Origin of the sequence: Marivita sp. (assembly GCF_022763305.1) — a bacterium.
In the GTDB taxonomy this organism is placed as follows: domain Bacteria; phylum Pseudomonadota; class Alphaproteobacteria; order Rhodobacterales; family Rhodobacteraceae; genus Marivita.
Map to the genome: position 1 here is coordinate 37564 of NZ_JALEGT010000072.1, position 26601 is coordinate 64164.

General features: G+C 63.1%; 29 protein-coding genes and 1 tRNA gene. 18 read left to right on the top strand and 12 right to left on the bottom strand.

From position 1 onward, the window contains the following. Positions 1-41: 41 nt before the first annotated feature. Both MRY75_RS14270 and MRY75_RS14275 read right to left on the bottom strand, forming a co-directional pair. Positions 42-1262, bottom strand: coding sequence for an MFS transporter (locus MRY75_RS14270; RefSeq protein ID WP_292308673.1), 1221 nt, complete (start codon positions 1260-1262; stop codon positions 42-44). Positions 1263-1310: 48 nt separating this feature from the next. After that, positions 1311-2015 (bottom strand): hypothetical protein, encoded by a 705-nt coding sequence (locus MRY75_RS14275; protein ID WP_292308674.1) that lies wholly within the window; start codon positions 2013-2015, stop codon positions 1311-1313. A gap of 117 nt (positions 2016-2132) precedes the next feature. Between MRY75_RS14275 and modA the strand changes: the two genes are divergently transcribed. From modA to MRY75_RS14295, 4 genes are read left to right on the top strand one after another with little or no spacing between them, the layout of a single operon-like run. Beyond that, positions 2133-2906: a molybdate ABC transporter substrate-binding protein gene (gene modA, locus MRY75_RS14280; protein WP_292308675.1), complete on the top strand. Its 774-nt coding sequence runs from the start codon at positions 2133-2135 to the stop codon at positions 2904-2906. Continuing rightward, positions 2903-3601, top strand: coding sequence for a molybdate ABC transporter permease subunit (gene modB / locus MRY75_RS14285; protein WP_292308676.1), 699 nt, complete (start codon positions 2903-2905; stop codon positions 3599-3601). Before modA ends, modB begins: the two co-directional genes overlap by 4 nt. Next, positions 3598-4695 carry a molybdenum ABC transporter ATP-binding protein gene (gene modC, locus MRY75_RS14290; RefSeq protein WP_292308677.1) on the top strand — a complete coding sequence of 366 codons (1098 nt, stop codon included), beginning with the start codon at positions 3598-3600 and terminating at the stop codon, positions 4693-4695. The genes modB and modC overlap by 4 nt, the downstream gene beginning before the upstream one ends. A 39-nt stretch (positions 4696-4734) precedes the next feature. Continuing rightward, on the top strand, positions 4735-5778 hold the full coding sequence (locus MRY75_RS14295) for an aldo/keto reductase (protein WP_292308678.1): 1044 nt from the start codon (positions 4735-4737) through the stop codon (positions 5776-5778). 18 nt (positions 5779-5796) lie between these two features. Here MRY75_RS14295 and MRY75_RS14300 read toward each other — a convergent pair whose 3' ends face one another. Next, on the bottom strand, positions 5797-7074 hold the full coding sequence (locus tag MRY75_RS14300) for an MFS transporter (protein WP_292308679.1): 1278 nt from the start codon (positions 7072-7074) through the stop codon (positions 5797-5799). Positions 7075-7207: 133 nt separating this feature from the next. Here MRY75_RS14300 and MRY75_RS14305 point away from each other — a divergent pair, with 133 nt between their 5' ends. Next, the gene (locus tag MRY75_RS14305; protein WP_292308680.1) at positions 7208-8341 is read left to right on the top strand and encodes a CaiB/BaiF CoA-transferase family protein; all 1134 of its coding nucleotides are present in this window, start codon (positions 7208-7210) and stop codon (positions 8339-8341) included. Here MRY75_RS14305 and MRY75_RS14310 read toward each other — a convergent pair whose 3' ends face one another. Then, positions 8342-9190, bottom strand: a complete 849-nt coding sequence (locus MRY75_RS14310; RefSeq protein WP_292308700.1) for a helix-turn-helix transcriptional regulator — start codon at positions 9188-9190, stop codon at positions 8342-8344. It lies immediately after the preceding gene. Between the two features lie 128 nt (positions 9191-9318). Between MRY75_RS14310 and MRY75_RS14315 the strand changes: the two genes are divergently transcribed. Both MRY75_RS14315 and MRY75_RS14320 read left to right on the top strand, forming a co-directional pair. Then, positions 9319-10242 carry a fatty acid desaturase gene (locus tag MRY75_RS14315; RefSeq protein ID WP_292308681.1) on the top strand — a complete coding sequence of 308 codons (924 nt, stop codon included), beginning with the start codon at positions 9319-9321 and terminating at the stop codon, positions 10240-10242. Between the two features lie 19 nt (positions 10243-10261). Then, positions 10262-11164 (top strand): DMT family transporter, encoded by a 903-nt coding sequence (locus MRY75_RS14320; RefSeq protein ID WP_292308682.1) that lies wholly within the window; start codon positions 10262-10264, stop codon positions 11162-11164. A 12-nt stretch (positions 11165-11176) separates the two neighbouring features. Here the strand turns inward: MRY75_RS14320 and MRY75_RS14325 are convergent, their stop codons facing one another. Together MRY75_RS14325 and MRY75_RS14330 are read right to left on the bottom strand one after the other, a co-directional pair. Then, positions 11177-11881 (bottom strand): NUDIX hydrolase, encoded by a 705-nt coding sequence (locus tag MRY75_RS14325; RefSeq protein WP_292308683.1) that lies wholly within the window; start codon positions 11879-11881, stop codon positions 11177-11179. A 27-nt stretch (positions 11882-11908) separates the two neighbouring features. Beyond that, positions 11909-12304, bottom strand: a complete 396-nt coding sequence (locus MRY75_RS14330; protein WP_292308684.1) for a DUF983 domain-containing protein — start codon at positions 12302-12304, stop codon at positions 11909-11911. 234 nt (positions 12305-12538) lie between these two features. Here MRY75_RS14330 and MRY75_RS14335 point away from each other — a divergent pair, with 234 nt between their 5' ends. The 4 genes from MRY75_RS14335 (at position 12539) to MRY75_RS14350 (ending at position 14505) form a co-directional block, all read left to right on the top strand. After that, the gene (locus MRY75_RS14335) at positions 12539-13027 is read left to right on the top strand and encodes an EF-hand domain-containing protein (protein ID WP_292308685.1); all 489 of its coding nucleotides are present in this window, start codon (positions 12539-12541) and stop codon (positions 13025-13027) included. 78 nt (positions 13028-13105) lie between these two features. Next, positions 13106-13705 (top strand): sigma-70 family RNA polymerase sigma factor, encoded by a 600-nt coding sequence (locus MRY75_RS14340; RefSeq protein WP_292308701.1) that lies wholly within the window; start codon positions 13106-13108, stop codon positions 13703-13705. Then, positions 13680-14021, top strand: coding sequence for a hypothetical protein (locus MRY75_RS14345; RefSeq protein ID WP_292308686.1), 342 nt, complete (start codon positions 13680-13682; stop codon positions 14019-14021). Before MRY75_RS14340 ends, MRY75_RS14345 begins: the two co-directional genes overlap by 26 nt. 1 nt (position 14022) lies before the next feature. Then, complete coding sequence (locus MRY75_RS14350) at positions 14023-14505, top strand: periplasmic heavy metal sensor (RefSeq protein WP_292308687.1); 483 nt, start codon at positions 14023-14025, stop codon at positions 14503-14505. 15 nt (positions 14506-14520) lie between these two features. Here the strand turns inward: MRY75_RS14350 and MRY75_RS14355 are convergent, their stop codons facing one another. Next, the gene (locus tag MRY75_RS14355) at positions 14521-15888 is read right to left on the bottom strand and encodes a diguanylate cyclase (RefSeq protein WP_292308688.1); all 1368 of its coding nucleotides are present in this window, start codon (positions 15886-15888) and stop codon (positions 14521-14523) included. A 121-nt stretch (positions 15889-16009) separates the two neighbouring features. On the opposite strand from MRY75_RS14355, the gene MRY75_RS14360 reads away from it, so the two are divergent. The 7 genes from MRY75_RS14360 (at position 16010) to MRY75_RS14390 (ending at position 21873) form a co-directional block, all read left to right on the top strand. Continuing rightward, the gene (locus tag MRY75_RS14360) at positions 16010-16294 is read left to right on the top strand and encodes a DUF3572 domain-containing protein (RefSeq protein WP_292308702.1); all 285 of its coding nucleotides are present in this window, start codon (positions 16010-16012) and stop codon (positions 16292-16294) included. Next, positions 16291-17001, top strand: a complete 711-nt coding sequence (locus MRY75_RS14365) for an HAD family hydrolase (protein WP_292308689.1) — start codon at positions 16291-16293, stop codon at positions 16999-17001. Before MRY75_RS14360 ends, MRY75_RS14365 begins: the two co-directional genes overlap by 4 nt. Before the next feature lie 99 nt (positions 17002-17100). Beyond that, positions 17101-18660 (top strand): trimethylamine methyltransferase family protein, encoded by a 1560-nt coding sequence (locus MRY75_RS14370; protein WP_292308690.1) that lies wholly within the window; start codon positions 17101-17103, stop codon positions 18658-18660. A 67-nt stretch (positions 18661-18727) separates the two neighbouring features. Continuing rightward, complete coding sequence (locus tag MRY75_RS14375; protein WP_292308691.1) at positions 18728-19324, top strand: heme NO-binding domain-containing protein; 597 nt, start codon at positions 18728-18730, stop codon at positions 19322-19324. A gap of 173 nt (positions 19325-19497) precedes the next feature. Continuing rightward, positions 19498-20340, top strand: a complete 843-nt coding sequence (locus MRY75_RS14380) for a GGDEF domain-containing protein (RefSeq protein WP_292308692.1) — start codon at positions 19498-19500, stop codon at positions 20338-20340. 48 nt (positions 20341-20388) lie between these two features. Further along, positions 20389-21735 carry a mechanosensitive ion channel family protein gene (locus MRY75_RS14385; protein WP_292308693.1) on the top strand — a complete coding sequence of 449 codons (1347 nt, stop codon included), beginning with the start codon at positions 20389-20391 and terminating at the stop codon, positions 21733-21735. 63 nt (positions 21736-21798) lie between these two features. After that, positions 21799-21873: transfer RNA gene (locus tag MRY75_RS14390), tRNA-Gln, on the top strand. Between the two features lie 32 nt (positions 21874-21905). Here MRY75_RS14390 and MRY75_RS14395 read toward each other — a convergent pair. Genes MRY75_RS14395 through MRY75_RS14415 form a run of 5 tightly spaced genes read right to left on the bottom strand, consistent with a single transcriptional unit; the run spans position 21906 to position 26416 of the window. Continuing rightward, positions 21906-22592: an ABC transporter ATP-binding protein gene (locus MRY75_RS14395; RefSeq protein ID WP_292308694.1), complete on the bottom strand. Its 687-nt coding sequence runs from the start codon at positions 22590-22592 to the stop codon at positions 21906-21908. Then, positions 22589-23338 (bottom strand): ABC transporter ATP-binding protein, encoded by a 750-nt coding sequence (locus tag MRY75_RS14400; protein ID WP_292308695.1) that lies wholly within the window; start codon positions 23336-23338, stop codon positions 22589-22591. Before MRY75_RS14400 ends, MRY75_RS14395 begins: the two co-directional genes overlap by 4 nt. Further along, positions 23331-24314 (bottom strand): branched-chain amino acid ABC transporter permease, encoded by a 984-nt coding sequence (locus MRY75_RS14405; RefSeq protein WP_292308696.1) that lies wholly within the window; start codon positions 24312-24314, stop codon positions 23331-23333. The genes MRY75_RS14400 and MRY75_RS14405 overlap by 8 nt, the downstream gene beginning before the upstream one ends. After that, positions 24311-25231, bottom strand: coding sequence for a branched-chain amino acid ABC transporter permease (locus MRY75_RS14410; protein WP_292308697.1), 921 nt, complete (start codon positions 25229-25231; stop codon positions 24311-24313). Before MRY75_RS14410 ends, MRY75_RS14405 begins: the two co-directional genes overlap by 4 nt. Positions 25232-25285: 54 nt before the next feature. Beyond that, entirely contained in the window at positions 25286-26416 is a 1131-nt protein-coding gene (locus tag MRY75_RS14415; protein WP_292308698.1) for an ABC transporter substrate-binding protein, read from the bottom strand. Positions 26417-26601: the final 185 nt, after the last annotated feature.

Genomic DNA, 26601 nt, shown 5'->3' on the forward strand with positions numbered 1-26601 from the left:
TTGGGCCGCTTTAGCGGATCATCGGTCCAAGTGCCAGAGGATCAGTCCTTTTCACGGCTGGTGCGGAGGAGCCGTCCGATCAGGAAAGATGTGCGTGGAGCGTAGACATAGGGGGTTTTCGGCTGTGCCGGACGGACCCGCATGCGGATCAGGCCGAAGACCACCAGCCCCGCATGCCCGACCGCAATCATCGCAAAAAGGGCCGGGGGGCCGTAGAGCCCCATGAGCACCGACGCGAGATAGGGCGCCGCGATGGCGCCGCAGGCATACCAGAACATCAGAGCGGCCGAGAGTTCGACCCGTTCGCTCGAGCTTGCGAAGTCATGGGCATGGGCCGCGGCGACGGAATAGATGGGAAAGGTGGTCAGGCCAAAGATCATGGCCGTGATGAACACGCCTTCCGTGGACAGATCTGTCAGGCTCGCCGTCATCACGCACGAGGCAATGGCTGCAACCGAGAGCCAGATCAGCACCCAGCGCCGGTCATATTTGTCGGCGAGCCAACCCACGGGATATTGGGCCAAGGCCCCGCCTGCCACGAAAGCCGCCATGAAAAGTGCGATCTGATCGAGGGCGAGGCCAACACCCTGCCCGTAGACCGGGCCCACCATGCGGAACGACGCCGACGAGATCGCGGCGACGATCACGCCCGCAACGGCAAGGGGCGACCGCGCCACCGCCATCTTGGGGCGCAGTCGTGGGGCATCTGGCGTTTCCGGCTGGGGCCGGGTGGTCAGCGCGAGTGGCAGCAGCGCGGCGCAGCAGAAGATCGCAAGCAGGTTGTAGCTGACATAAGCGGCTGGCGTCAGCACCCCGATCAGCAATTGCGCGACCAGTGATGCGCCCATATCCGCGATCCGGTAAAGGCCCATGGCCCGTCCCCGGGTCTCGTTTGTGACTTCGGCCTGAAGCCAGGCTTCGATCACCGTATAGCAGCCGGCCACGCACACCCCTGTCGCGATCCGCATCAGCGCCCAGGCGATGGGGTCTGCCAGCATCATGTGGCTGATCAGACCGATTGCGCCCAAAACGGTGAAGGCGGAAAAGGCCCGCGCATGGCCGACAGTGCCCATCAGGCGCGGTGCCCACCAGCAACCGATGAAGAACCCGACAAAATGCGCTGATCCCAGCATCCCGATCTCGGCGGTGGTGAAACCCAGAGTGATGCCCGAGATGGCGTCGAGCGGTCCCACACCTCCGGAGGAGATCTGCAAAAGCGCGACCGAAAGAAACAGGGCAGCAAAGGACAGAGGCAGGCGCATGTCGGCCAGCCTACCCGACAAGGCCGGGGAAGGTCGCCCATATTCGACTTAGGGTGTCGTTTCCCGAGTGCGGTCCAGGGAATTTCGCACGAAATTCCTTGGGCGTGCGGGCATTTCGTCCGAAATGTTAGGCTCCGGAGCCGCAGGCACCAGCCCTGCCGCCCCCCATGTCATCCGCCAGTCGCGGGGCGGGGCCATGCGGGCGCGCAGGCGGCTCAGGGTCCAGTGGCCTGTCCCGGTGTGATGGGCGGGTTCCAGCGACCAGCGCGTTTCGATTCCCGCTGCTCCGCCCTGGCCCGGGGTCAGAAGCAGCGCAAGGGGACGGCAGGCTCCCACGCCACAGCCTGCCTCGGCCGCCAGATGCAGACGGCGGATCGGAACCATTGCGGGGGGCGCTGTCAGATCGGCCACCACCACTGGGGCATGACCGTCGCGCAGCGCCTCTTCCATGGCCCAAAGCAGCATGTCCCGTTTGGAGGGTGTGACGAACAGGACGTGGCCGGGTTGCACATGCCGGGCCATCGCCTCGGGGCAGAGAAACTCGGGCGCCGCCTGTGGCGCGATCCAGACCACGGGTCCGCCCAACTGTCCTGCGATCGCCAACGCAAGCGTATGCCGCGCCTGACCGCAAAGTTCGTGTACGCGACCCAGCCGCAGCGCGATTTCGGGATCCCCCAGCGTGATCTGCGGCGCGGGGCGATGGGGACGGCGGGACAGGAGATCGGCGGCACTCTGCATGGTGCCATTCTGCATGTTCCTGTTTTGTTCTCAAGAGATTCGTCGCAGTCCGTGCGTCAACCCTTGCCTCGGATCGGTGCAATTGGTCAGGTACGCCAAAGCGTTGCCCCCAAACACAAGGACCTGCCTTCCGTGATCCAGATTCTGCGCGCCACATTGGTTGCGATCTGCCTCGCCCTGCCGGCGAAAGCGGCGGACCTGACGGTGTTTGCAGCGGCCTCGCTGGGGGATGCGATGGCAGAGCTGGCAATGGCATGGGAAGCCGACACCGGGCACTCCGTGACGCTGGTGCTCGCGGGCAGTTCGACGCTGGCCCGCCAGATCGACGCAGGGGCCCCCGCCGATATTTTTGTTTCCGCCAACGAAAGCTGGATGGATTGGCTGGTCGAGCAGGGCCAGGTCAGCGCTGAAAGCCGGGTCGACATCGCGTCCAACCGTCTTGTGCTTGTGGCCCACGATCCCGCTGCCGCCTCCACCGCCGATATCACTAGCCAGACAGACATCCTTGGCGCTCTCGGAGCATCGGGACGTCTAGCCATCGCCCTGCCCGAAGCGGTGCCCGCAGGCATCTACGCCAAGACCGCGCTTACCGATCTGGGGCTCTGGGACGGGCTGAGCACGCGGCTGGCGCCAACCGACAATGTCCGCGCAGCGCTGGCTCTGGTGGCCTTGGGTGAAGCGCCCCTTGGCGTGGTCTATGCGACCGATGCCATGGCAGAGCTGCGCGTCGTGACTGCGGGTGTGTTTCCCCAAGACAGCCATCCGCCCATTCTCTATCCGGCGGCCGTAACCACGTATACGCCATCTCCCGAAGCCGCGCGCGCGTTTGCGGCCTGGCTGCCCAGCGATGCCGCGCAGGAGATCCTCGCACGCTACGGCTTCCTTCCGGTCGGGATGCAGGAATGACCGGATGGCTTGGGCCAGAGGAATGGCAGGCGGTGGCCCTGTCGCTCAAGGTGTCGTTCTGGGCGACACTGGTCAGCCTGCCCTTCGGCCTGGTCTGCGCTCTGGCGCTGGCGCGGGGCCGGTTCTTCGGGCGTGACCTTCTCAATTGGCTGGTCCACCTGCCGCTGGTGCTGCCGCCGGTTGTCACGGGCTATCTGCTGCTTCTGGGGTTCGGGCGACAGGGGCCCATCGGGTCCGGTCTCGACACCCTGTTCGGCATCACTCTGGCGTTCCAGTGGACGGGCGCTGCCCTCGCGGCGGCGATCATGGCCTTTCCCCTCATGGTGCGCGCCATGCGCCTTGCGATCGAGGCCGTCGATCCCAAGCTGGAAGAGGCCGCTGCTACCTTGGGGGCAAGCCGGATCAAGGTGTTCAGCACCGTGACCCTGCCGCTCATCCTGCCCGGGATCATCGCGGGGGCCGTTCTGGCCTTCGCCAAGGCAATGGGCGAATTCGGTGCGACCATCACCTTCGTCTCGAACATCCCAGGTGAAACCCGCACTGTGCCGTCTGCGATCTACGCTTTCCTTCAGGTCCCCGGTGGCGAGACCAGCGCCATCCGGCTGGTCATTGTTGCGGTAGCCATCGCGATTGGCGCGCTGATCCTGTCGGAATGGCTGTCCCGCCGGGTGGCCCAACGGATCGCGGGATCATGAGTCTTTCCGTTGACATTCGGCGCGCATTGGGCGGCTTTGACCTCGCCACGAGGTTCGATGCACCCGAAGGGGTGACGGTGCTGTTCGGCCGGTCTGGAAGCGGCAAGACCTCGGTGGTCAAATCCGTGGCAGGCCTTGTGACACCGGACAGCGGGCGGATCACGTTGAACGGACGCGTCCTGTTCGATGCATCGGACCGGACGAATGTGCCGGTTCATCAACGCCGACTGGGCTATGTGTTTCAGGACAGTCGCCTGTTCCCCCATCTGAGCGTGCGCGAAAACCTGTGCTACGCCGCCCGCGTAAGTGGCCGCGGTGCCAAGGATCCCCGGCAGGTGGCCGAACTTCTGGGCATTTCCGATCTGCTCGCCCGACGCACCCATGCCCTGTCCGGGGGCGAGGCGCAGCGCGTGGCGATTGGCCGGGCACTGCTGTCGGAGCCCGATATGCTTTTGATGGACGAGCCTCTGGCGTCGCTCGACGGGCCGCGCAAGGCCGAGATCCTGCCCTATCTCGAAACGCTGCGGCGCGAGACCGGTCTGTCGATCCTCTATGTCACGCACAACATGGCCGAAGTGGCGCGCCTTGCCACGCATATCGTCCTGATCGACGACGGTCGCGTGATACGCTCGGGCGCGCCCGAAGAGGTGCTGACCGATCCCGACATGGTGCGTCTGCTGGGCATCCGGGATGCCGGTGCCGTGATCTCCGCCACCGTTGCCGCGCATCATCCTGACGGGCTGAGCGCGCTGGCGATCTCTGCCGGGCAGCTCTTGCTTCCAACAGTCGATGCACCGACAGGGGCCAGAATTCGGGTCCGCATTCTCGCGCAGGACGTCATCCTTGCCCGCGCGCGGCCCGAAGGGCTGTCCGCGCTCAACATTCTGCCGGTGCGCGTGCTGGCGGTGCGTCGGGGGGACGGCCCGGGTGTCATTGTGCAATTGCGGGCCGGAGAGGATCGTCTGCTCGCCCGTATCACGCGCCGCAGCGCCGATGCGCTGAACATCGTCGAAGGCGCGGAATGTTACGCGATCATGAAATCGGTCGCTGTCTCGCAGACGGACATCGCTGTCGGCTTGCAGACCGGGCTCTAGCCGCTAATTTGCGCGCAATCGAAGGTGAAGGAACGCGCGATGAAGATGAACCGACTGGGCAAGACCGATCTGATGGTGTCCGAACTGTGCCTTGGCACGATGACTTACGGCAACCAGACACCCGAGGCGGATGCCCATACCCAGATGGACATGGCGCTGGATGCCGGGATCAACTTCATCGACGCGGCCGAAATGTATCCGGTGAACCCGGTTGCCAAGGAAACCATTGGTCTGACCGAAGAGATCCTTGGCAACTGGATGCAGAAAACCGGGCGCCGCAATGATTGGGTTCTGGCGACCAAACACTCCGGCGAAGGCATGGAGCATGTCCGCGACGGTGCGCCGATCTCGAGCGAAACCATTCCCGGTGCGGTTGAGGGTTCGCTGAAGCGGCTCAAGACCGATCATATCGACCTCTATCAACTGCACTGGCCCAATCGCGGCTCTTACATGTTCCGCAAGAACTGGACCTTTGACGCGACGACCCAGGACCGCACCGAAACGCTGCAGAACATGGCGGATGTGCTGGGTGCGCTGGGTCGCGAGATCGAAAAGGGCCGCATCCGGCACATCGGTCTGTCAAACGAAAGCGCGTGGGGCACGATGATGTGGCTGCAGGTGGCGCATGCGATGGCCGGGCCGCGCATGGAAAGCATCCAGAACGAATATTCCCTCATGTGCCGCATGGCTGACACCGATCTGGCCGAGGTCATGGTGCATGAAGAGGTGTCGCTCCTGCCGTTCTCGCCTTTGGCGGCGGGCTTGCTCACCGGCAAGTACCAGAACGGAGCCGTGCCCGAAGGATCGCGCATGGCGCTGAATGGTAACCTGGGGGGCCGCAAGACGGACCGGGCGTTCGGCGCTGTCGATGCCTATGCGAAGGTGGCCAAAGAGGCTGGTCTGGACCTGGCGCATATGGCGCTGGCGTGGTCGGCGCAGCGGCCTTTTGTGGCTTCGTCGATCTTTGGCGCAACGACGGCGGATCAGTTGACCCATCTGCTGAAGGCGGTCGGCATGACGCTGAGTGACGATGTCCTCAGGGCGCTCGACGCTACGCACAAGCAGCACCCGATGCCGTACTGAGTTCCGCGCGGTGTCCGGTTACACCGAGCTTCGAATCTCGGCCCCGCCAGCCGCCGCCATGTCAGGTTCAGGCGGCTCGGGGATTGGGGCAGGGCGGCTTCCCGTCTTGCCCAGTCGTGCGGGAAGCGTGCCGGACAACGCCCATGCGCCCAGCAGGGCGGTCGCCCCTGCGCCAAAGATCCCGGCCAAGGGGGCGACCAGCAGGACAAGCCACGCCACGCCGGGTGTCAGAATGCCCGACACGTCGCGGAAACTGGAATACACGGCGGACATTTCGGTCCGTTCCGATGGTTTCACCGCCAGCAGGAAAGGCAGGCCTGCCGAGACATCGAGCAGGATCAGGAAGAACGACCCGCACATCAGGCAGAGCACGGCGACCCAGGGCAGTCCCGACAGGATCCCTGCAACCGCGAACAGCAGTCCTGACATCAGGAACCCTGTTCGCACGGCGTGCCGGATCGAATAGCGCTGCATGAACCGCAGCATGAAGGGTGTGACAAACAGGGCCGCGTTCGAGATCGACAACGCGATCCCGCCCAATTGTTCGCCCAGTCCCGACTGGATGGCGAAGATCGGCAGATAGACGACATAGACCCACCACCCGCAGGACCGGATCACGGCAAAGAGCCAACCTGCCACAAGACGAGGCTGTGCAAAGAACCTTGGCAGGAACCCAAGCGGATTGGTCGGCGCGCGGCGGCTTTTCGTGATCAGCTTGCCATTGCCCATGCGCATGGCGAGGAACATCAAGAGCATGGTGCACGATGCCGTCGCCGCCACAAGAAACGGGGCCGGCTCCCACCATTTGAGCAGCGTCACGCCCAGCACGGGCCCGACCGTCCAGCCCGCAGCACTGTAGAACATGCGCGAGGTTTCGCAGCGCCCAAGCTCGATCTTGGCGATGTAGTCCAGCACGTAGGCGTTGAAGCAGACAAAGGTCGTGACCGTCGCCATGGATGTCAGCGACAGGCCGATGATGGTTGTCATGGCCGACCCGTCGATGGCCAGAAGCGATCCGGCGATGAAACAGGACGCGCCGGTCATGTAGACCCAGCGCCGGGGCAAGAACCGTGCGAGGAAAGGCACAAGCAGCCCGGTCAAGAGCGACACGATCCCGATCAGGAAATAGACCTGCGAAACCAATGCGGCGTCCTGCAGGGCCTGATACATGCGCAGCGGAAAGACCGAGATCAGGATGCCCCGTGCCACGGCCTCGGCTCCCGCCAGCATGGCAAAGCCCCGCACGCTGGGGGCGGGGGCGTGGCGGAGCCACTCGGGTATGCGTCTTTCGTGCATGACTGGCCTTCGAAGTCGTGGGCGACAGATACGCGCCTGTGCGGTTCATGCATTGCTGTCTGCGACCCGATGTCGTTTTCTGGAAACGACACAGAGGGTCGCTGGCGGCAGGTCTCATTTGGAAAGGGTTAAGATGCTGAATGACAAACCCCTCAACGGCGTGCGCATCGTCGAGGTCGAAGGCATCGGTCCCGGTCCGTTTGCCGCGATGATGCTGGCCGATCTGGGCGCAGATGTGATTGTCGTGCACCGGCCGCGATCTGGTCCCGTGGTCGGGTTGAAGGATCGTCCCGTCACCGACCGGGGCAAACGGTCGCTTGTGCTGGATCTGAAATCGGATATCGACCGGGCTGTATGCCTTGACCTTATTGCCCTTGCCGACGGTCTGATCGAAGGGTTCCGCCCCGGTGTCATGGAGCGGCTTGGCTTGGGTCCCGATGTCCGCCTCGGGCGCAACCCGCGCCTTGTCTATGGTCGGATGACCGGATGGGGGCAGGACGGGCCTTTGGCAAACCGCGCGGGGCATGACCTGAACTATATCGCGCTGTCGGGCGCCTTGTGGTCGTCCGCTCTGGAAGGTGAGCGCCAGAGCGTGCCACCGACGCTGGTCGGCGACATTGGTGGCGGGGCACTTTATCTGGTTGCCGGGATGCTGTCCGGCATCATCGCTGCCGGGCGCACCGGGCGGGGGACCGTTGTCGATGCGGCGATCTATGACGGCGCGGCGCATATGCAGAACCTGCTCATGTCGATTGCGGGTGCCGTTGAGGAGGGACCATCCGCGCAGGCCAATCCGCTGGTCGGTGCACATTGGTCCCGCACCTATCGTTGCGCCGATGGCGGATTCATCAGCGTGCAATGTCTCGAGCCGAAATTCTATGCCGAGTTCCTGAGCAGACTTGGTCTGTCTGAAGACGCCGATTTTGCGATGCACCAATTCGACCGGGCGGCGTGGCCCCGGCTGTCTGCAAGACTGTCGGATATTTTCTCCGCACAGAGCCGGTCGCATTGGGAAAATGTCTTCGCTTGCAGCGATGCCTGCGTCGCGCCTGTCCTGTCGCCGCGCGAAGCGTTTGCCCATCCGCAGAATGCGGCACGTCAGACGTGGCACGAAGTTGATGGCACAGTGCAAGCTGCCGCCGCTCCACGCTTTGGCGGGCAACCTCCCGCGCCGCCAGAAAAGGTTCGGGCACGCGGGCAGGACACCGAAACGATCCTCGCCGCGCTATCGGCGTCAAAAGGCTGGCCTGACCGGACCGAGCCGTGATCACGGCAGCGCCTCGCGCAACTCATTCAGATGGTCCGGAAAGGACCGTGCAGTGATGCGGGCTTCGCGCACCAGATTGTCGAAATGGTCCGAGAACGCCCGCACCCGCTGGGTGTCGCGGAAAGCGAGATAGTTGCTGCCCAGATAGATCACCGCCAGCAATGGTCCGAAGACGGTGATCGGCGCGGAATAGACCTGTCGTGCGTCAAACAGGTAAATGCGCATCCGGGGATAGAGCGCCTTTGTCAGGTCGAGCCAGTGATCGACCTGGCGCAGGCGCACGTCCTTCGGCAGATCGGCGTAATATCCCGAGCCTTCGACAAAGCTGTGGAGTTCGAACAGGGGCATGGCGATTTCGTAATCCGACGCGGACTGACGCATCCAGGCAAGGCGATTGGCCGAGGCTGTGATCGCCTGCGCCGTGGTGCGGCCCAGATGCGGTTCGTATTCCCAGGTCAGCACGTCATTCGTCTTGAGCATGTCCGGCAGTGCGGCAGGCACGTAGCGGATCTTGTAACCTTCCGCCTCGCGGTGCCAGTCGAAGATTTGCTGGTCCACCAGGGCGCGCGGTGCATTTGTCAGCGTCAATGCGCTTGCCAGAAGGTCGGTCGCGTTTTCAGGATGTTCAGCCAGCCCCAGCAGCCAGTCGGCGGATACGCCGAGGGCACTGGCGCAAGCGCCGACCACATGGGCGTTGGGCAGCCGTGCTGCGTCGTCCCGCAAGAGCTGCGAGATGGTTGACCGGTCGATCCCGGTCCGCCGGGCCAGTTCGCTCTGGTTCGTGCCCGCCCGCCGGATCGCGATAAGCAGGCGGGTGCGAAACAGATCGGCGCGTTGCAGCTTGTGCATGTTACGAAACACCCAATGCGTGACAAAAATCACGGTTATAGACAATTGTGCACCGTTCTCAGAATTCTGCAAGCCGCCTGAGCGGACTAGTCTGACCCCCGGAATTCATGGGGTTTTTTATGACAGACATGCCTTTGCCGAGATTGGCAGAGCTGCGCCGCGTGGCCGAATGGCCGACGCTTCTGATGCTGGGCGTCACCTACGGGCTCTGGGGTCTTGCCACCGTCTGGATCACCGATATCTCCATCTTCCTGGCCATTCTCATCTGCGCATGGACAGCCGCGCAGCACTCGTCCCTCACCCACGAGGCGCTGCATGGGCACCCTACGCGCAGCAAGCTGGTCAATGCAGCACTTGTCTTTCCGCCCCTCACCGTGGTGGTGCCCTACCTTCGGTTCCGGGACACGCATCTTGCGCATCACAGGGATGAGCGTCTGACCGATCCCTATGACGACCCCGAGTCCAATTACCTCGACCCGACGGTCTGGGATCGCCTGCCGCAATGGCGCAAGAAGCTGTGCCGGATCAACAACACGCTTGCAGGACGTTTGATCCTCGGGCCGATCCTTGGCCAGGTGTCCTTCATGGCGGCTGACTTCCGGCTCATCCGGACCGGTGACCGCCGCGTTCTGGCCGGGTGGCTTCTGCATATCCCTGCGGTCGCGAGCGTTGTCTGGTGGATGCTCTCGGTGGCGGAGATGCCCGTCTGGGCCTGGTTGCTGTCCGTCTACCTGTCGCTGTCCATCCTCAAACTGCGCACGTTCCTCGAACATCGCGCCCATGACCGCACCACCGCCCGTACCGCGATTGTCGAGGATCACGGGCCGTTCGGACTGCTGTTCCTCTACAACAATCTGCATGTGGTGCATCACATGCATCCGGGCGTGCCATGGTACGCCCTGCCGGATCTTTACCGGGCCCGGCGCGCACAGTTTCTCGCGGCAAACCAGGACTACCGCTATCGCACCTATGCCGAGGTTGCGCGCAAGTACCTGTTCCGCGCCAAGGATCCCGTGCCGCATCCTCTCTACCGGGATGGACAAGCGCGCTGAGCTGACGCCATAGAGGCGCATGGAACTCTGGATCGTCGCCAGCGTCGCAGCCGCATTGTTTCAGACCATCCGGTTCATGCTGCAAAAAGTGCTGAGCATGGATGTGCTGAGCACCGCCGGCTCGACCTTTGCCCGTTTTGCCTATGCCGCGCCTGCCGCGCTGCTGGTCACTGTCGCCTATCTCTGGGGACAGGGGGCAGCGGTGCCCGTGCTCGACGGCTGGTTCTGGTTCTATGCACAGCTGGGGGGCGTGTCGCAGGTCCTGGCCACGGTCTGTGTTGTCGCGTTGTTCCGGCAGCGCAATTTCGCCGTGGGAATCACGTTCAAGAAAACCGAAGTGATCCAGACAGCCATTGTGGGTGTCGCGCTCTTTGGAGCCGAGGTGTCGCTGGCGGGGTGGGGTGCGATCCTGATCGGGCTGATCGGTGTTCTGCTTCTGTCGCGCACGCCTGGACTTGAGCAGGGTATCTGGGCCAGCCTGACAAGCCGGGCCACGGTGCTGGGCCTGACCTCCGGGTTCTTCTTTGCCTTCTCGGGCACCAGCTACCGGGCGGCGTCCTTGCAGATCGACAGCAAGGATGCATTGCTGCGGGCCGCCGTCACCCTGACCTGCGTGACCGCGTCGCAATTCATCGGCATGGCACTTTGGCTGCGCTGGCGCGAACCGGGGCAGCTCAGCGCCGTGTGGCGGGCGCGCAGGGTGGCGGTCTGGGTCGGGTTGACCTCCATGGCGGGATCGATGGGGTGGTTCACCGCCTTCACGTTGCAGACGGCCGCCTATGTTCAGGCGGTGGGCCAGATCGAACTGATCTTCTCGCTCATGGCGTCGGTGCTGTTCTTCAAGGAACGCGTCACCGCGCGCGAACTGGTCGGGATCGGGTTTCTCGCCCTGTCGATCCTGACCTTCATCCTCGTGATCTAGTCGGAGACGATCCTAGTCCGTCATGGGGTGGCCATGGATCCGCAGGAACAGGCTTTCCTCGTCATCGTTTCGAAAGAACGGGACAGAGGCGGGCGGATGCGGATCGGTCACGCGCGCGGCCACTTCGGCCAGCACAACTTCGGTGATGAAGGGCAGATCAAAGCTGCGCACCTTGTCGAGTGCGATCCACTGCAGATGCGCCAACTCGTCGGATGCGGCAGAAAAGTCATCCGGGTCGCTGGCAAGATCATCGGCATCAAGCAGGAAGAACCGCGCATCGAATCTCCGGGGACGGCCCGGGGGCGTGATGGCACGGAAGACGAATTGCAACGGTGCAGCCGTCGGCACATGGCCGCTGGACGCGAAGCCGCGCCATGCGTCCGGCGGGGTGTCCCATGTGCCGGGACGCCCGAGAATCTGCCCGGTCTCCTCCCACAATTCGCGGATCGCGGCGGCCGCCAGCATCGGGGCGCGGTCCGGGACCACGCCATCCGCAAGCCGTCCGTGACACAGCGGAGCGAGGGGTTCGGCAAAAGGCACATTGGCGTCCTCGGGATCCGCTGCGCCGCCGGGAAACACGAACTTGTTGGGCATGAACGCCGCCGTCGCACCGCGCTGGCCCATAAGCACGCTGGGTTGGTGGGAACGATCCCGCAGCACGATCACGGTGGCCGCGTCCCGGATGGCGGTCTTGTCAATCGGTCCCTGTTCGGTCACGCCTGCCCCTTTTCTTTGGCCAAGGGATCAGGACGCGCTGTCAGCGAACCCGTGCATCTGTCGTGACCATTGAAACGCCACGATCGCCCCTTTCAGTCTGGGCAGAAGGTAGAGCGTCAGCGCGACGCAGCCAACTGCGAAGATCGTGAAAAGCACCAGTGGCTCCGGGCGAAAATTCACGAACACGATATGCAGGAGAGGTGCCATAAGATGTCCGACGATCAGGATCGTCAGATAGGCCGGGCCGTCATCGGCACGGTGATGGTGCAGCTCTTCGCGGCACACGGGACAGGTGTCGCGTACCTTGAGATAGCCGCTCAATAACGGACCGCTGCCGCATTTCGGGCACTTCCGCCGCCAGCCCTTGCGCAAGGCCGGCCATGTCGGACGCTCGTCCTGATCTGTCACGTGTGATGTGGTCATGTTCGCTCTCCCACGCCCAAGATGGCGACGCCCGATAGGGATGAACAGTGACCAAACTGTCCTTGCGGCTGGATGTCGCAAATCACGCAGCCGTGACCCCGCATCTGCATTTTCTGCGACGGAAGTTTCGATCTGTCCCGTGAAACACAGTGGATGCCAGAGAGACAGGGTGTCGCTCTGGGCCAGTGTTGAAAGGATCCGGCAAGACCGCCGGACATGGAAAGGAAAAGAGACATGACCATGAAGAAGCAGGTTTCCGCACTCGTGATCGCAGCGCTTCTGGCCAGCACCGCCGGGATGGCCTTTGCCCAGGATGCGGATTCGCGGGCAGAGCGCCGGGCGCAGGCCTTTGCCGAGCTCGACACAAATGGGGATGGCAGCGTGTCCGCCGAGGAATTCGCCACGCGTCCCAACCGCTTTGCCCGCGCCGATACGAATGGGGACGGCGTTCTGAGCGCGGAAGAGATCGTTGCCGCCGGTCAGCAGCGCGCCGCAGATCGCGCCGACCGCATGATCGCGCGACTGGATGCCAATGGCGACGGGGCTCTGTCCGAGGACGAGCTGACCGCGCGCCGCGATCCCGCCCGCATGTTTGATCGGCTGGATGCCAATGACGATGGCGTGGTGAGCGCCGAGGAATTCGCCGAGCTGCGCATGGGCGACCATGGCGGCAAGCGCGGCGGGTTTTGGGGCGGCAAGCGTCACGGTGGCGACAACCGCTGACCCCGAACAGCGCCATGAGCGATATGTGCATCGCTCATGGCACCTGATAGGCTTGATCTGAACCTGACACGCGGTGGAATGACCCAGAGCCAGACCGATCCTGCTGCAGAAGCAGCCTTGCTTCGGGCCTATGCCGCCGGGGATGCCGACGCGGCGCGCCGTCTTGCGTCGACCTACACGCCCTTGGTGTTTGCGCACGCGGTGCGCATGCTCAACGACCGCGCCGAGGCGGAAGATGTCGCGCAGGAAGCCATGCTGAAGCTGTGGCGACAGGCGCCGGGATGGGATGCACAGGGAGGCGCATCGGTGCGCACGTGGCTCTACCGGGTCACGGCCAACCTCTGCATCGACCGGCTGCGCAAGACGCGGCCTGACGCGATGCCCGAGGATCTGGACGTGGCCGATGACGGACCGGGGGCCGAGGCACAGCTACAGGCGCAGGCCCGGCAGATGGCGCTGGAAGAGGCGCTCATGCAGTTGCCGGACCGTCAGCGACAGGCCGTCGTGCTGCGACATATCGAAGGTCTGGGCAATACCGAGATTGCCCAGATCATGGACATTGGGCCCCGTGCGGTGGAAAGTCTGACCGCACGCGGCAAACGGGCCCTGACCGCGCTTTTGGCCGGTCAGCGCAAAGGCTTGGGGTACACAGATGACACAGTCGAAACCTCCGTTTGACGATCCGCTCGAGGCGGCCTTCGCCACGGCGCGTCAGTCGCCGCCGCAGCTCCCCGACGGGCTTCTGGCGCGCGTGGTTGCGGATGCCGAGGCGCAGATGCCACGCCCGGATCGGCCACCGCTCTGGCGGCAGATTTTTGGCGCGCTGGGCGGCTGGCCCGCGATGGCGGGTCTGGCCATGACGGCCTGTGTCGGCGTGTGGGCGGGGGGTGCGCTGACGGACGACCTGATGTTTTCCCTGACCCCAGTCGATGGCGCAACGCTGGATATCGGCGCGGGTCTTGGCCCGTTCGACCTGCTGTTGGTGGATGGCTGACATGACCGAGATGACACAGACAAAAACCCCGCTCTGGATGCGACTGACGCTTCTTGTGTCACTTGCACTGAACCTTCTGGTCATCGGGGCGGTTGTCGGCTTTGTCGCTATGGGCGGCCACGACCGGCGACCGGATCGGGATCGGTTTGACTATGGGTCATTCTTCATGCGGGCTCTGGGCGATGACGACCGACGCGCGCTGCGGCGGGATTTCGAAGAGGGTTTGCGGGGGCAGGGACGCGATCGCGGGGCATTTGTGGGTGAGTTGCAGTCCACGCTCGACACTCTGCGCACGACACCGTTCGACCGCGATGCCTTCGCCGCGGCCTTGGCTGCCCAGTCGCGGGCCCGTGCCGAGCGTGAAGACATGGGTCGGGAAGTGTTGGCCAATCGTGTTGCTGCCATGAGCGATGCCGATCGCGCAGCCTATGCGGACCGTATCGAAGAGCGCCTGACCGAGTTGGCAAACCGGGTTCGTCGTTGAGGGGTGAGCCTGTGCTCAGAAGGCCGCGCGGGCAGAGGCGACAGGGATGCCATGTTGAGCGGACTGGGCCTGCGCAATCTCGATCCGGTTTCGACCGTTCCGCTTGGCCTCGTAAAGCGCAGTATCTGCGGCGCGCCTGAGATCCATCGTTGAAACGCGTTCGGATCGGGAACGGAGTGCAATCCCGATGCTGATCGTTGCACGCACATGAGTGCCGTTTTCGATGGCGGTTGCACCGCCTGCCACCGCGTCGCGCAGCCTTGATGCGACGGCGCGTGCCTGACCCGGTCGGACATCCGGCAACACGATCAGGAATTCTTCGCCGCCATACCGCGCGATGAAATCGCCGTCGCGCAGGCTCGATTTCATGATCTGGGCGATACGCGAAAGAACCATGTCGCCGGCTGAGTGACCATGGTTGTCGTTGATGGACTTGAAGTGATCGATGTCCGCGATCAACACGGCCAGCGCGCGCGGTTCTTCGGCCAGTGCCCGATCCGTTCGCGCAAGGTACTCCTCCATTGCGGTGCGGTTGTTCAACCCGGTCAGTCCGTCCACATAGGCCTTCCGCTCAAGATCGGTGGTCGCCCGGCGCTCGCGGTCGGCATCACGCCTGCGACGGGCGAGGCGCTGGATCCGCAGGACAAGCTCGGTCGCGCTGACGGTTGTGGGGACCTGATCATGTGCACCGAGATCCAGCGGCGAGGCCCCGGTTGCCGCGCAGTCGGTGACAAAAAGGATGCGGCTGTGCTGGCTGACGGGATGGGTCAGCAGGGCGGCAAGGGTTTCACGAGCCTCATCGGTTTGCTGCGTTTCCCACAGGACGAAGACATCGGCGTCTGGATGGGGCTCGCGCCGTGCGACATGCGCCGCCACGCGCCGGATCTCGATCCCTGAGTCCGCAGGGTCCGGTGCCGACATCGGCGCGGACAGGGTGCCCGTCACGAAACAGGCCACGGTCTTTGGTGCAAAGTCCACAGTCGGTTCGGACAAACCCGAAGCAATATGCGCTCCGGATCGGGCGAGATACAGGCCGGAGCCTTGCTGCAACCGCATGAAGCTGCGCATCCGGGCCCTGAGGTCGGCTGACTCGGCCGACATCTCGATCACGTCATGCGCTCCGTCCACCAGCGCGCTGACCCGTGCGGACTGGTTTTCGCGTTGCACGGCGACGACAAGCGTCGTGCCCTGGGTGGAGGGCGTGCTGCGCATGAGCTTGCAGAACTGGCGCAACCGAAGGCCGGGGAGGTCATGTGCAAGGATCACGACTTCGGGTGCTTCCTTGCGGATCAGGGTAAGCCCTTCTGCCAGCGACTCGGCCAAATCTACGGGATAGGCGGTGGTGTCGAGCTTTGCGCGCATCTGGATGCGGCGATGGCTCATGGCGTCGATGATGAGAACGGACCTTGGCACGGCAGCTCCGACATGGTGGCTTCTGTTAAGACTTTGCTCACCAATTCATTGCCGCTATTTGGTTAAAAAAGTGTTTGGGAAATATCTCAAAATGTCGATTTCTCGCGACCGCGCAGAACAGATCGCCATCAAGGCCATCGTCTGGCTTGCAGGCAATGACGACTTGTTGCCGGTTTTCATGGGCTCTACCGGCGCGGACGAAGCGGTGTTCCGTGAGGGCCTCGCAAAGCCCGAATTTCAGGCCTCCGTTCTGGATTTTCTGCTAATGGACGATGCTTGGGTGATTTCCTTCTGCGACACGGAAGGCATCCCCTACGATCACCTCATGCAAGCGCGGGCAGCGCTTCCCGGTGGTCAGCAGGTGCATTGGACATGACGCCAGCCGATCCGCAGACAATCGAGGCGATTCTCTTCGACAAGGATGGCACGCTTTTCGACTTTGGGGCGACGTGGAACGCCTGGGCCAAATCGCTTCTGCTGCGTCTTGCCGAGGGCAACGAGGCGCGTGCGGCAGCGCTGGGGCAGGTGATCGGTTTCGACTGGGCGGCAGGCGTGTTCAACGCGGACAGCCTGGTGATCGCAGGCACGCCCGACGAAGTGGTCGAAACATTGTCGCCCGCCTGTCCGACACTGTCGCGGGCAGAGCTTCTTGCCCTAATCAACGAAGAAGCGGCCGCCGCACCCATGGCTCCAGCTGTCCCCCTGGCGCCGTTGCTGGATCGTTTGATCGCTGCCGGACTGCGTCTTGGTGTGGCCACGAATGATGCCGAAGCGCCCGCTTTCGCCCATCTCGATTCCGCCGGCGTGCGGGACCGATTCGCGTTCATCGCAGGATCGGACAGCGGTCACGGGGCAAAGCCCGAACCGGGTCAGCTGCTGGCCTTCTGTTCCGCCGTCGGTGTCACGCCGGACCGGGCGCTGATGGTCGGGGACAGCACGCACGACCTGATCGCGGGGCGCGCTGCCGGGATGCGGACCGTCGCGGTCCTGACCGGTCTTGCCGGACGCGCCGAGCTTGAGCCCTTTGCCGATCTGGTCTTTCCGAACATCGGTCATCTTGCAGACTGGCTTGGTCTGCACTGATCGCCGACGAAAAGACCAAAAGCGACCGCATGAGTCGTGTTCCGGCAGGATAACCCGTCTCTGCGATGCCTAGCTAAAGTGGCAACGCAGGAGAATGCCATGACAGAGGCCATCACACGCAAACGCAGGAGCGGAGGGCGGTCTGGACATGCCGTGCGCCGCGGGTCGTCGGTGATCGAACAGCTGCCTTGGAGCCTGCCGATCAACATCGACCGCCCGACAGAGCCTCTCAGCGAAGAAGGTGTGGCGCGGGTTCACGATGCGGCCATGATCATTCTCGAAGAGATCGGGATCGAATTTCTGAATCCCGAGGCGGTGCGCGTTCTCAAGGACGCTGGCTGCACTGTTGACGGCGAAAACGTACGTATGGGACGCGATTTCGTGATGGAGTGGGTGGGCAAAGCGCCCCGCTCGTTCACTATCACCCCGCGCAATGTGGACCGGAAGATCGTTGTCGGAGACGGGCATATCCTCTTTGGCAACGTGTCGTCGCCGCCCAATTACTGGGACATGGAAATGGGCCGAAAGGTGCCCGGCACGCGCGAGATGTGCCGCAATTTCCTCAAGCTGTCGCAGTATTTCAACTGCATCCACTTCGTTGGCGGCTACCCTGTCGAACCGGTCGATATCCATGCCAGCGTCCGCCATCTGGATGTGCTCTATGACAAGCTCACTCTGACCGACAAGGTCGCGCACGCCTATTCGCTGGGCAAGGAGCGTGTCGAGGACGTGATGGAGATGGTGCGCATCGCCGGTGGTCTGTCGCACGAGGAATTCGACGCCAGCCCGCGCATGTACACCAACATCAACTCGACCTCGCCGCTCAAGCATGACCATCCGATGATGGACGGCTGGATGCGCTGCGCCGCGCGCGGGCAGGGGTGCATCGTCACGCCCTTCACCCTTGCCGGGGCGATGGCGCCCGTCACGATGGCGGGGGCTGTCGCGCAATCGCTGGCGGAAGGTCTGAGCGCCATTGTTCTGGCCCAGATCATCAACCCCGGTGCGCCCTGCGCCATCGGCACCTTCACATCGAACGTCGATATGAAATCCGGCGCGCCGGCCTTTGGCACACCGGAATACATCCGCGCCACGCAAATGACCGGCCAGATGGCCCGCTTTTACGGTCTGCCGCTGCGATCCTCGGGCGTCTGTGCGGCCAACGTGCCGGATGGGCAGGCGATGTGGGAAACCGAGCACAGCCTCTGGGCCGCCATCCAGTCGGGCACCAACCTTGTCTACCACGCCGCCGGGTGGCTCGAAGGCGGGCTGATCGCCAGCCCCGAGAAATTCGTCATGGATTGCGAGGTGATCCAGCAGTTGATCCGCTACATGGATCCGGCGATCTGCGACGTCAGTGATGACGGTCTGGGCCTCGAGGCGATCCGCGAAGTGGGCAGCAACGGACATTTCTTCGGCACCAAACACACGCAGGAACGCTACACGACGGCGTTCTATCAACCCTTCCTGTCCGACTGGAAGAACTACGAGGCCTGGGAAGCTGCGGGCAGCATCTGGACGCCGGAACGGGCCCATGTGATGTACAAGGCCATTCTCGAGGAATTCGAGGCGCCGCCGATGGATGAAGCCATCCACGAAGAGCTGCTGGCCTTCGTCGAACGCCGCAAAGCCGAAGGCGGCGCGCCAACGGATTTCTGACCGTCCGCAATTTGCCGTTTCTTAAGACCTGACTGCCATGGTGTGCCTCAAACAGAAGGCGCATCCCATGCACGGTCTCATCTTTCGCACGCTCGAAGCCTTTGTCTCGGATGTTTTTGGTCCGGACCACTGGGTGCGGGCTGTGGCCCTGGCCGACCTGCCTGTCACCTCGTTCGAGGCGATGCTGCAATATGACGCCGGGTATTTCCCCAGCTTGCTTGAGGCATGTGTCACGGTGCTGGATCGACCCGGGTCCGTGATCCTCGAGGATCTGGGGGCCTATCTCATCATTCATCAGAACCATGCTTCGGTGCGGCGTCTGATGCGGTTCGGCGGCGATACATTCGCGGAACTTCTGCAGTCCCTTGGCGATCTGCCTGACCGGACCCGCCTCGCGGTTTCTGGTCTGGACCTGCCAAGCATCCTTGTGCAGGAAACCATACCGCAAAGCTTCACGATCCAATGTGCGGACAATCCGATGGGGTTTGGGCACATCATGGTGGGATTGCTGCGCGCGATGGCCGATGACTACGGAACGCTTGCCCTGCTTGACCATCGCGGCCTGCGGAACGGGGCCGAGATCATCGAGGTGCAAGTCATCGAAACCGCCTTTGCCGATGATCGCGGCTTTTCATTGTCGGTTGCCCATGGGGCACATCACTAATGATCGCCGCACCTGCCCTCTTGCACGCCATCCGTCCGCTCCATGTCTGCATCGGGCCAACCGGTCATATTCGGCAAGTCGGCAAAAGCTTCTCAAAGCTTGGCATAAACGATCCAACCGGCTGCCGGTTTCTCGAAGTGTTCGAAATCCTGCGACCCGCCCGACCATCCTCCATGTCGGACCTGCGTCGCCTGACCGGAGAGGTCCTGCGCCTGCGCCTTCGGCAGGAACCCGAGATCGGCTTCCGGGGTCTGGTGATCGACGACGAGGCACAGGGCTTGATCCTCGATCTGTCGTTCGGCATCGCCGTGGTTGATGCGGTGCAGCGCTTTGGCCTCACGGCGCAGGATTTTGCGCCCGGCGATCTGGTGATGGAACTGTTGTTCCTGCAAGAGGCCAAATCCAGCGCAATCGCAGCCTCTTTCAGTCGCAACGCGCGGCTGAACGGGGCGCGGCTCGCCGCTGAAACCGATGCAATGACCGATGGTCTCACAGGGCTGCACAACAGGCGCGCGCTCGACGCGGCGCTGGCCCGGCTTGGACAATCAAATACCGAATATGCGATCCTCCACATGGATCTCGACCGCTTCAAGCAAGTCAACGACACGCTGGGTCATGGCATCGGGGACAGTGTTCTCAAACGGGTTGCCCTGATCCTGCGCAGCCACACGCGGCAGGACGATCTGCTGATCCGAGCGGGTGGGGACGAATTCGTCATCGTGTGCCCGGGCCTGACCGACCACCTGCGCCTGACAGAGCTGGCCATCCGTTTGATCGGTGACATCTCCGAACCGGCGCAGATCGACGGACAGGACATCACGATCGGGGCCAGCATTGGCATCGCCGTGTCTGCCGCAACGGCGCGTTGTGATCCCGTGACCCATCTCTCTCGTGCCGACGTGGCGCTCTATGCCGCCAAGAGGTCAGGCCGGGGGCAATACCGCTTCTGGTCCACCGATATGGGCGAGTGCCTTGCATCGCTGGATCTCGAGGACGCTCAGCCAAAGGCCATGTGACGGCACAGTGCGCTTGCAACCCTTTCCCACGTCGCGCATTGTTGCTGCATGGGTCTGATTTTCCGCCTGATTTTTCTGAGCAGTCTTTTTGTCCTGAGCGTTCATGAGGCACCGCTTCAGGCGCAGACCGCAGATCAGCCCACAGGCACCATCACCGTCGAAGACAGCGCCGAACAGGACGCCGCCATCGCCAATCGCATCCGCGAAATCCTGATGGAACTCGACGGGTATGAAGACGTCACGGTCACCGTCAATTCCGGGATCGTCACGCTGCGGGGCACAGCCCTTGATGGTCCGGCAGTCACCCGGCTGAATGAAATCGCAGGCCGCGTCGAAGGGGTCGTGACCATCGAAAACCGGGTGCAGGAAACCACCGACGTGGTGCGCCGTCTTGACCCTGCGCTCGAACGGTTCCGCGCCCGGTCCAAGCAGTTCGTCAATTACCTGCCGCTTCTCGCCATCGCGGCCGCCGCGTTTGCGCTTGTCGTCGCGGTCGGCTTTCTGATCGCCCGCCTGAAACGGCCATGGGACCGGATCGCGCCAAATGCCTTCATTGCCGACATCTACCGGCAGGTGATCCGCATCGCCTTTATTCTGGGTGGTCTGGTGATCGCGCTCGACATCCTTGGGGCCACGGCCCTTCTTTCGACCATCTTGGGTGCTGCCGGGATCATCGGTCTGGCCATCGGGTTTGCCGTGCGCGACACGGTCGAGAATTTCATCGCGTCGATCATGCTGTCGATTCGCCAGCCCTTTCGCCCGAATGATCAGGTCGAGATCGAAGGCGACATCGGCAAGGTCATCCGCCTGACCAGCCGCGCCACGATTCTGCTCAGCTTTGACGGCAATCACATCCGCATTCCCAACGCGACGGTCTTCAAGAGCAGGATCGTGAACTACACGCGGAATGACGAAAGACGGTTTCTCATCAGCCTCGGTGTCGCCTATGACACCGACCTCGCACGCGCGCAGGATCTTGCGCTGCAGACTGTCACGTCGCTGCCGTTCGTCATTGATGAACCTGCCCCCGCCGTCTGGATCGAAGAACTGGGGGACAGCGCGGTGATCCTCAACGTGGCCGGCTGGATTCGCCAGCACGAAACCAGCTATCTCAAGGCCCGGAGCGAAGCATGGCGCCTCTGCCTTGCCGCATTCGACCACGCCGGAATCGTGATGCCGGAAACCACGCTGCGGATCGTCGGAGTGGGCGATGCGCCGGCGCCACAGTCAGCCCCCCGATCGCCCGGGTCGACAGCCGCCGCCGTGGCCGCCGCGACCGCCACGATCGGCGATGTCGAAGCCGCCATGGACAAGGAACTCGAACGGATCGTCGCCACCGAACGCGCCGAAAAGCGGGGGGACGATCTCCTCAAGAAAGACGCGCCGGAAGAGTAGGAAAATTTTCGGATTCCGGGTCTTGATCCCGCTCTCAGAGCGGCGTAAGTACGCCCGCACGGTTGGGGTGTAGCCAAGTGGTAAGGCAACGGTTTTTGGTACCGCGTACCGTAGGTTCGAATCCTACCACCCCAGCCAGTTTGTCCTGACAACTCCCCGCTACACCCGTCTTAGACGCCGATATAGGTGGTCGAGACCTCGGGGGTGATGTCGCTGAATCCGCCGGACCACACGGTTTGTCCACGGGCGAGGATCACGGCGCGGTCTGACACCTGTGCCAGTTCCCGGACCGATTTGTCGATCAGCAGAATCGCTGTCCCGGTCTCTTGCTTCAACCGAGCGATGGCGGCCCAGATTTCCTGACGGATGATCGGGGCAAGGCCTTCGGTCGCCTCATCGAGGATCAGGAGTCGCGGGTTCGTCATCAGCGCACGCCCGATGGCCAGCATCTGTTGTTCCCCGCCCGACAGGGACGCGGCGCGCTGGTGGCTCCGTTCTCCGAGCCGCGGAAAGAGGTCCGCGATGCTGCGCAAGGTCCACTCACCCGGTTGTGCAGCCGCGATCAGGTTTTCCTCGACCGTCAGATCGCGGAAACAGCGACGTCCTTCGGGGGCCAGACCGATCCCCAGACGCGCGACCTTGTGGCTGGGCAGCCCGTGAAGCGGCTGCCCGGCAAAGCGCAACCCGCCCTCTGACGCGATCATGCGGCAGATGGCCTTGACGGTAGTCGTCTTGCCCATGCCGTTACGGCCCATGAGCGCCACAACCTCGCCCTCGGCCACCTCCAGCGTCACACCGAACAGCACCTGTGCCACGCCATAGCGGGCGGTCAGATTCTCGACGGACAGCAGCGTCACGCTTCTTCCCCCAGATAGGCCTCGCGTACGGCGCGGCTCTGACGGATCTCGTCGACCGTGCCTGTGGCGATCACCTGACCATAGACCAGCACGCTGATCCGGTCGGCGAGGGCAAAGACGGCGTCCATGTCGTGTTCGACCAGCAGGATCGGAGCCTCTGTCCTGAGTTGGTCAAGGAACGCGGTCAAAAGTTTTGACCCTTCCGCCCCAAGCCCGGCCATCGGTTCGTCCATGACAAAGGCTTTGGGTGACAGGGTCAGCGCCACGGCGACTTCAAGCTGACGGCGTTGCCCGTGTGACAGCTCGGCACAGCGCGTGTGCCGGTGCTCGATCAGTCCAACACGTTCCAGCGCCGCTTCTGCCTTGGCGGTCAGGGATGCGTCCGACAGCGCCCGCGACCAGAAGCGCCATGGATTGCCCGATGCCCCCAAAGCGCCCAGCACGACATTCTCAAGCACGCTGTCTTCCATCGCCAGCGCCGAGATTTGGAAGGTGCGCCCCAAACCAGCCCGCGCGCGGGCCTGCGTGCTGTCCAGCGTCACCTCGCGCCCCAACAGATGCACCGATCCTGCGTCCGGCCGCAAACCACCGCAGATCTGCGCGATCAAGGTCGACTTGCCTGCGCCGTTCGGGCCGATGATGGCGTGGATTTCCCCTGAGCGCAGGTCGATGGACACATCGTCGGTCGCGGTCAAAGCGCCGAAGCTCTTGCGCAGATTGCGCGTGGCAAGGATTGGCTCAGACATGCGCGCCCTCCTTGCCGGTCAGAAGGCCAATGATCCCACCGCGCGCAAACAGCACGATCGCCAGCAGGATCAGGCCCAGATAAACGTGCCAGAACTCGGTCAGGGCACCCAGCCAATGCTCTAGCGCCACAAAGAGGCACGCCCCGATGACGGGGCCATAAAGCCGACTAACGCCGCCAATGATGATGAGCACGATCAATTCGCCTGAAAGCTGCCAACTGAACATGGTGGGCGACACGAACCGGTTGAGATCGGCAAAAAGCGCCCCCGCGAGCCCGGTGATCGCGCCCGAGATCACAAATGCCACCAGCTTGAGCCGCATCGGGTTCAGGCCCACGGTCTCGACCCGCGTCGGCACCTGCCGGGCGGCGTTCAGTGCCAGACCGAACGGCGCGTTCTGAAGCTGGGCGTTCAGGAACAGGACAATGCAGAGCAGCACAAAGCACAGGCCGAAGAAATGGATCGGCACCAGCGTGTTCAGGCCGGGAAAGCCGTTGCGCACATAGATCGACAGCCCGTCTTCGCCGCCATAGGTGCTCCAGGAAATGGCGAAGTAGTAGAACATCTGCCCGAAAGCGAGGGTGATCATGATGAAATAGACACCCGAGGTGCGCAGGCTCAGCAGACCAATGATCCACGCGGCAAGGGCGGACACGACGACCGCCGCCAGCCAGATGATCGGCATGGATTTCGTGCCGGCAAGGCTTAGCCCGAACAGATCGAGAGAGGTATAGGTCTGCGCGTGATAGGCGAGGATACCCATCGCATAACCGCCCAGACCAAAGAACACCGCGTGCCCAAGGCTCACCAGCCCGCCGATACCAAGCGCGATGTTCAGACCGACGGCGGCGATCGCAAGGATCACGGCGCGCGTCACAAGGGTGATCGTGAATGGCTCATCGACGACAATGGCCCAAAGTGGCACCGCCAGAAGCCCCGCGAACACGATCCAGTTGACCAGCCGTTCCGGGATCATGCGCGCGCTCCGAACAATCCGGTGGGTCGCCAGATCAGCACAAGGCTCATTAGGATGTAGATCGCCATGGAGGCCAGCGCCGATCCGGTCTGTGTGGCAGCCCCCGGCTCCATGAACAGTTTGAACAGTTCCGGCAGGAAGATGCCCCCCAGCGTGTCGGTCAGCCCCACCAGCAAAGCGCCGATGAAGGCGCCCTTGATCGACCCGATTCCGCCGATCACGATCACGACGAAGGCCAGGATCAGAACGGGTTCGCCCATGCCCACCTGCACCGACTGGATCGCCCCAACCAATGCGCCCGCCAACCCGGCCAGCGCGGCACCAATGGCAAAGACCAGCGTGTAGAGCAGACGGATGTCTACGCCCAATGCGGCGATCATCTCGCGGTCATTCTCGCCCGCGCGGATCTGGATGCCGATGCGCGTGCGTTCGATCAGGGCCCACAGCCCAAGCCCCACCAGCAGTCCTACGGCAATCAGCGTCAGACGGTAGAGCGGATATTGAATGCCACCGGGCAGGGTGACGGGGCCGGACAGGTAATCCGGAATGTCGAGGAACAGCGGGAAAGAGCCAAAGAGCCAACGTGTGCCTTCGGAAAAGATCAGGATGAGTGCGAAGGTCGCGAGCACTTGATCCAGATGCGCCTTTCCGTAAAGACGTCGGATCACCGTCATCTCGATCAATGCTCCGGCGATGGCGGCCACGGCCAAGGCGGCACCCAGAGCCAGCACAAACGATCCCGTCGCGCCCGCCACAGCGGCGGCGGCAAACGCGCCGATCATGTAGAGCGATCCGTGCGCGAGGTTGATCAGGCCCATCACGCCAAAGATCAGCGTCAGCCCCGCTGCCATGAGAAACAGCATGACGCCGAATTGCAGCCCGTTGAGGACCTGCTCGATGATCAGAAGTGTCGACATGCCTGCCCGAAACCCGATGTGCCGGGGCAGGACCCCGGCACGCCGTGTGATGTCTTACATCTTGCAATCGGCAGCGTAGACGTCGCCGTGGTTCTCAAGGGCGGTGCCGATGATCTTGTTGGTGAAGACATCGCCTTCCTTGATGACCTCACGCGCATAGATCGTCTGGATCGGGTGATGGTTCGGCCCGAACTTGAACTCCCCGCGGGTGCTGTCGAAATCCGCCGCCCGCAGTGCCTCGCGGAAGGCATCGGCGTCGGATACGTCGGCTTTCTCAAGCGCCGACAGGATCAGATTCGCCGTGTCAAAGCCCTGGCTTGCATAAAGCGACGGCAGACGCCCGTATTCGGCCTGGAAGCTTTCGACAAAGGCCGCGTTGGTCGGGTTGTCGATGTCCTTGTTCCACTGGCTGGTGTTCACCACGCCAAGCGCCGCGTCACCGACCGCTTGCAGGATGCCCTGATCAAAGCTGAAGGCCGGTCCCACGACGGGCAGATCGACACCGCTGTCGGCATATTGCTTGAGGAAGGAAATCCCCATCCCGCCGGGCAGGAAGAAGAACACGCTGTCGGCGCCAGAGGCGCGGATCTGCGCGATCTCGGCGGCATAGTCCGTCTGGCCTAGCTGGGTGTAAACTTCACCCGCCAGTTCACCCTTGAACATGCGCTTAAATCCGGTCAGCGCGTCCTGACCCGCCGGGTAGTTCGGCGCGAGGATGAAGGTGTTGGAATAGCCAGCCGAGGTCGCATAGGCGCCCGCCGCTTCATGCAGGTTGTCGTTCTGCCATGCCACGTTGAAGTAATTCTGGTGGCAGCCCTGGCCGGCCAGCGCCGAGGGGCCTGCGTTCGGGGACAGGTAGAACTTGCCCTGCGCGGTGACGCTCGGGATCACGGCCATGGCAAGGTTCGACCAGATGATCCCGGTCAGGATGTCGACACGTTCTGACTGGACCATCTTGTCGGCCAGTTGCACGGCGATGTCCGGCTTCTGCTGGTCATCCTCGATCACGACTTCGATGTCATCCCGGCCCGACTGACCGATGGCCAGCATGAAGCCATCGCGCACGTCGATGCCAAGGCCCGCGCCGCCGCCGGACAGGGTTGTGATCATGCCGATCTTGGTTTCGGCAAAGGCGGATGTCGCGCCAATCGCCAAGGCCGCAGTGGCCATCAATAGCTTTTTCATCTGGTTCTCCCCGTTGTGACTGTCCTGCTTGTTCGCTGTATTCTTTCCACCGGAACGGCGGTGCACATCTGGCGCAGGACGTTTTATCCTTAACCCGGATAATTCATGAGGCTCGCTTTTCTGGTTGTGAGTAGCGTTTTCCGACGAGCGTGATCAGTTGGTCGCACGTGTTATTCTCGCCCGCG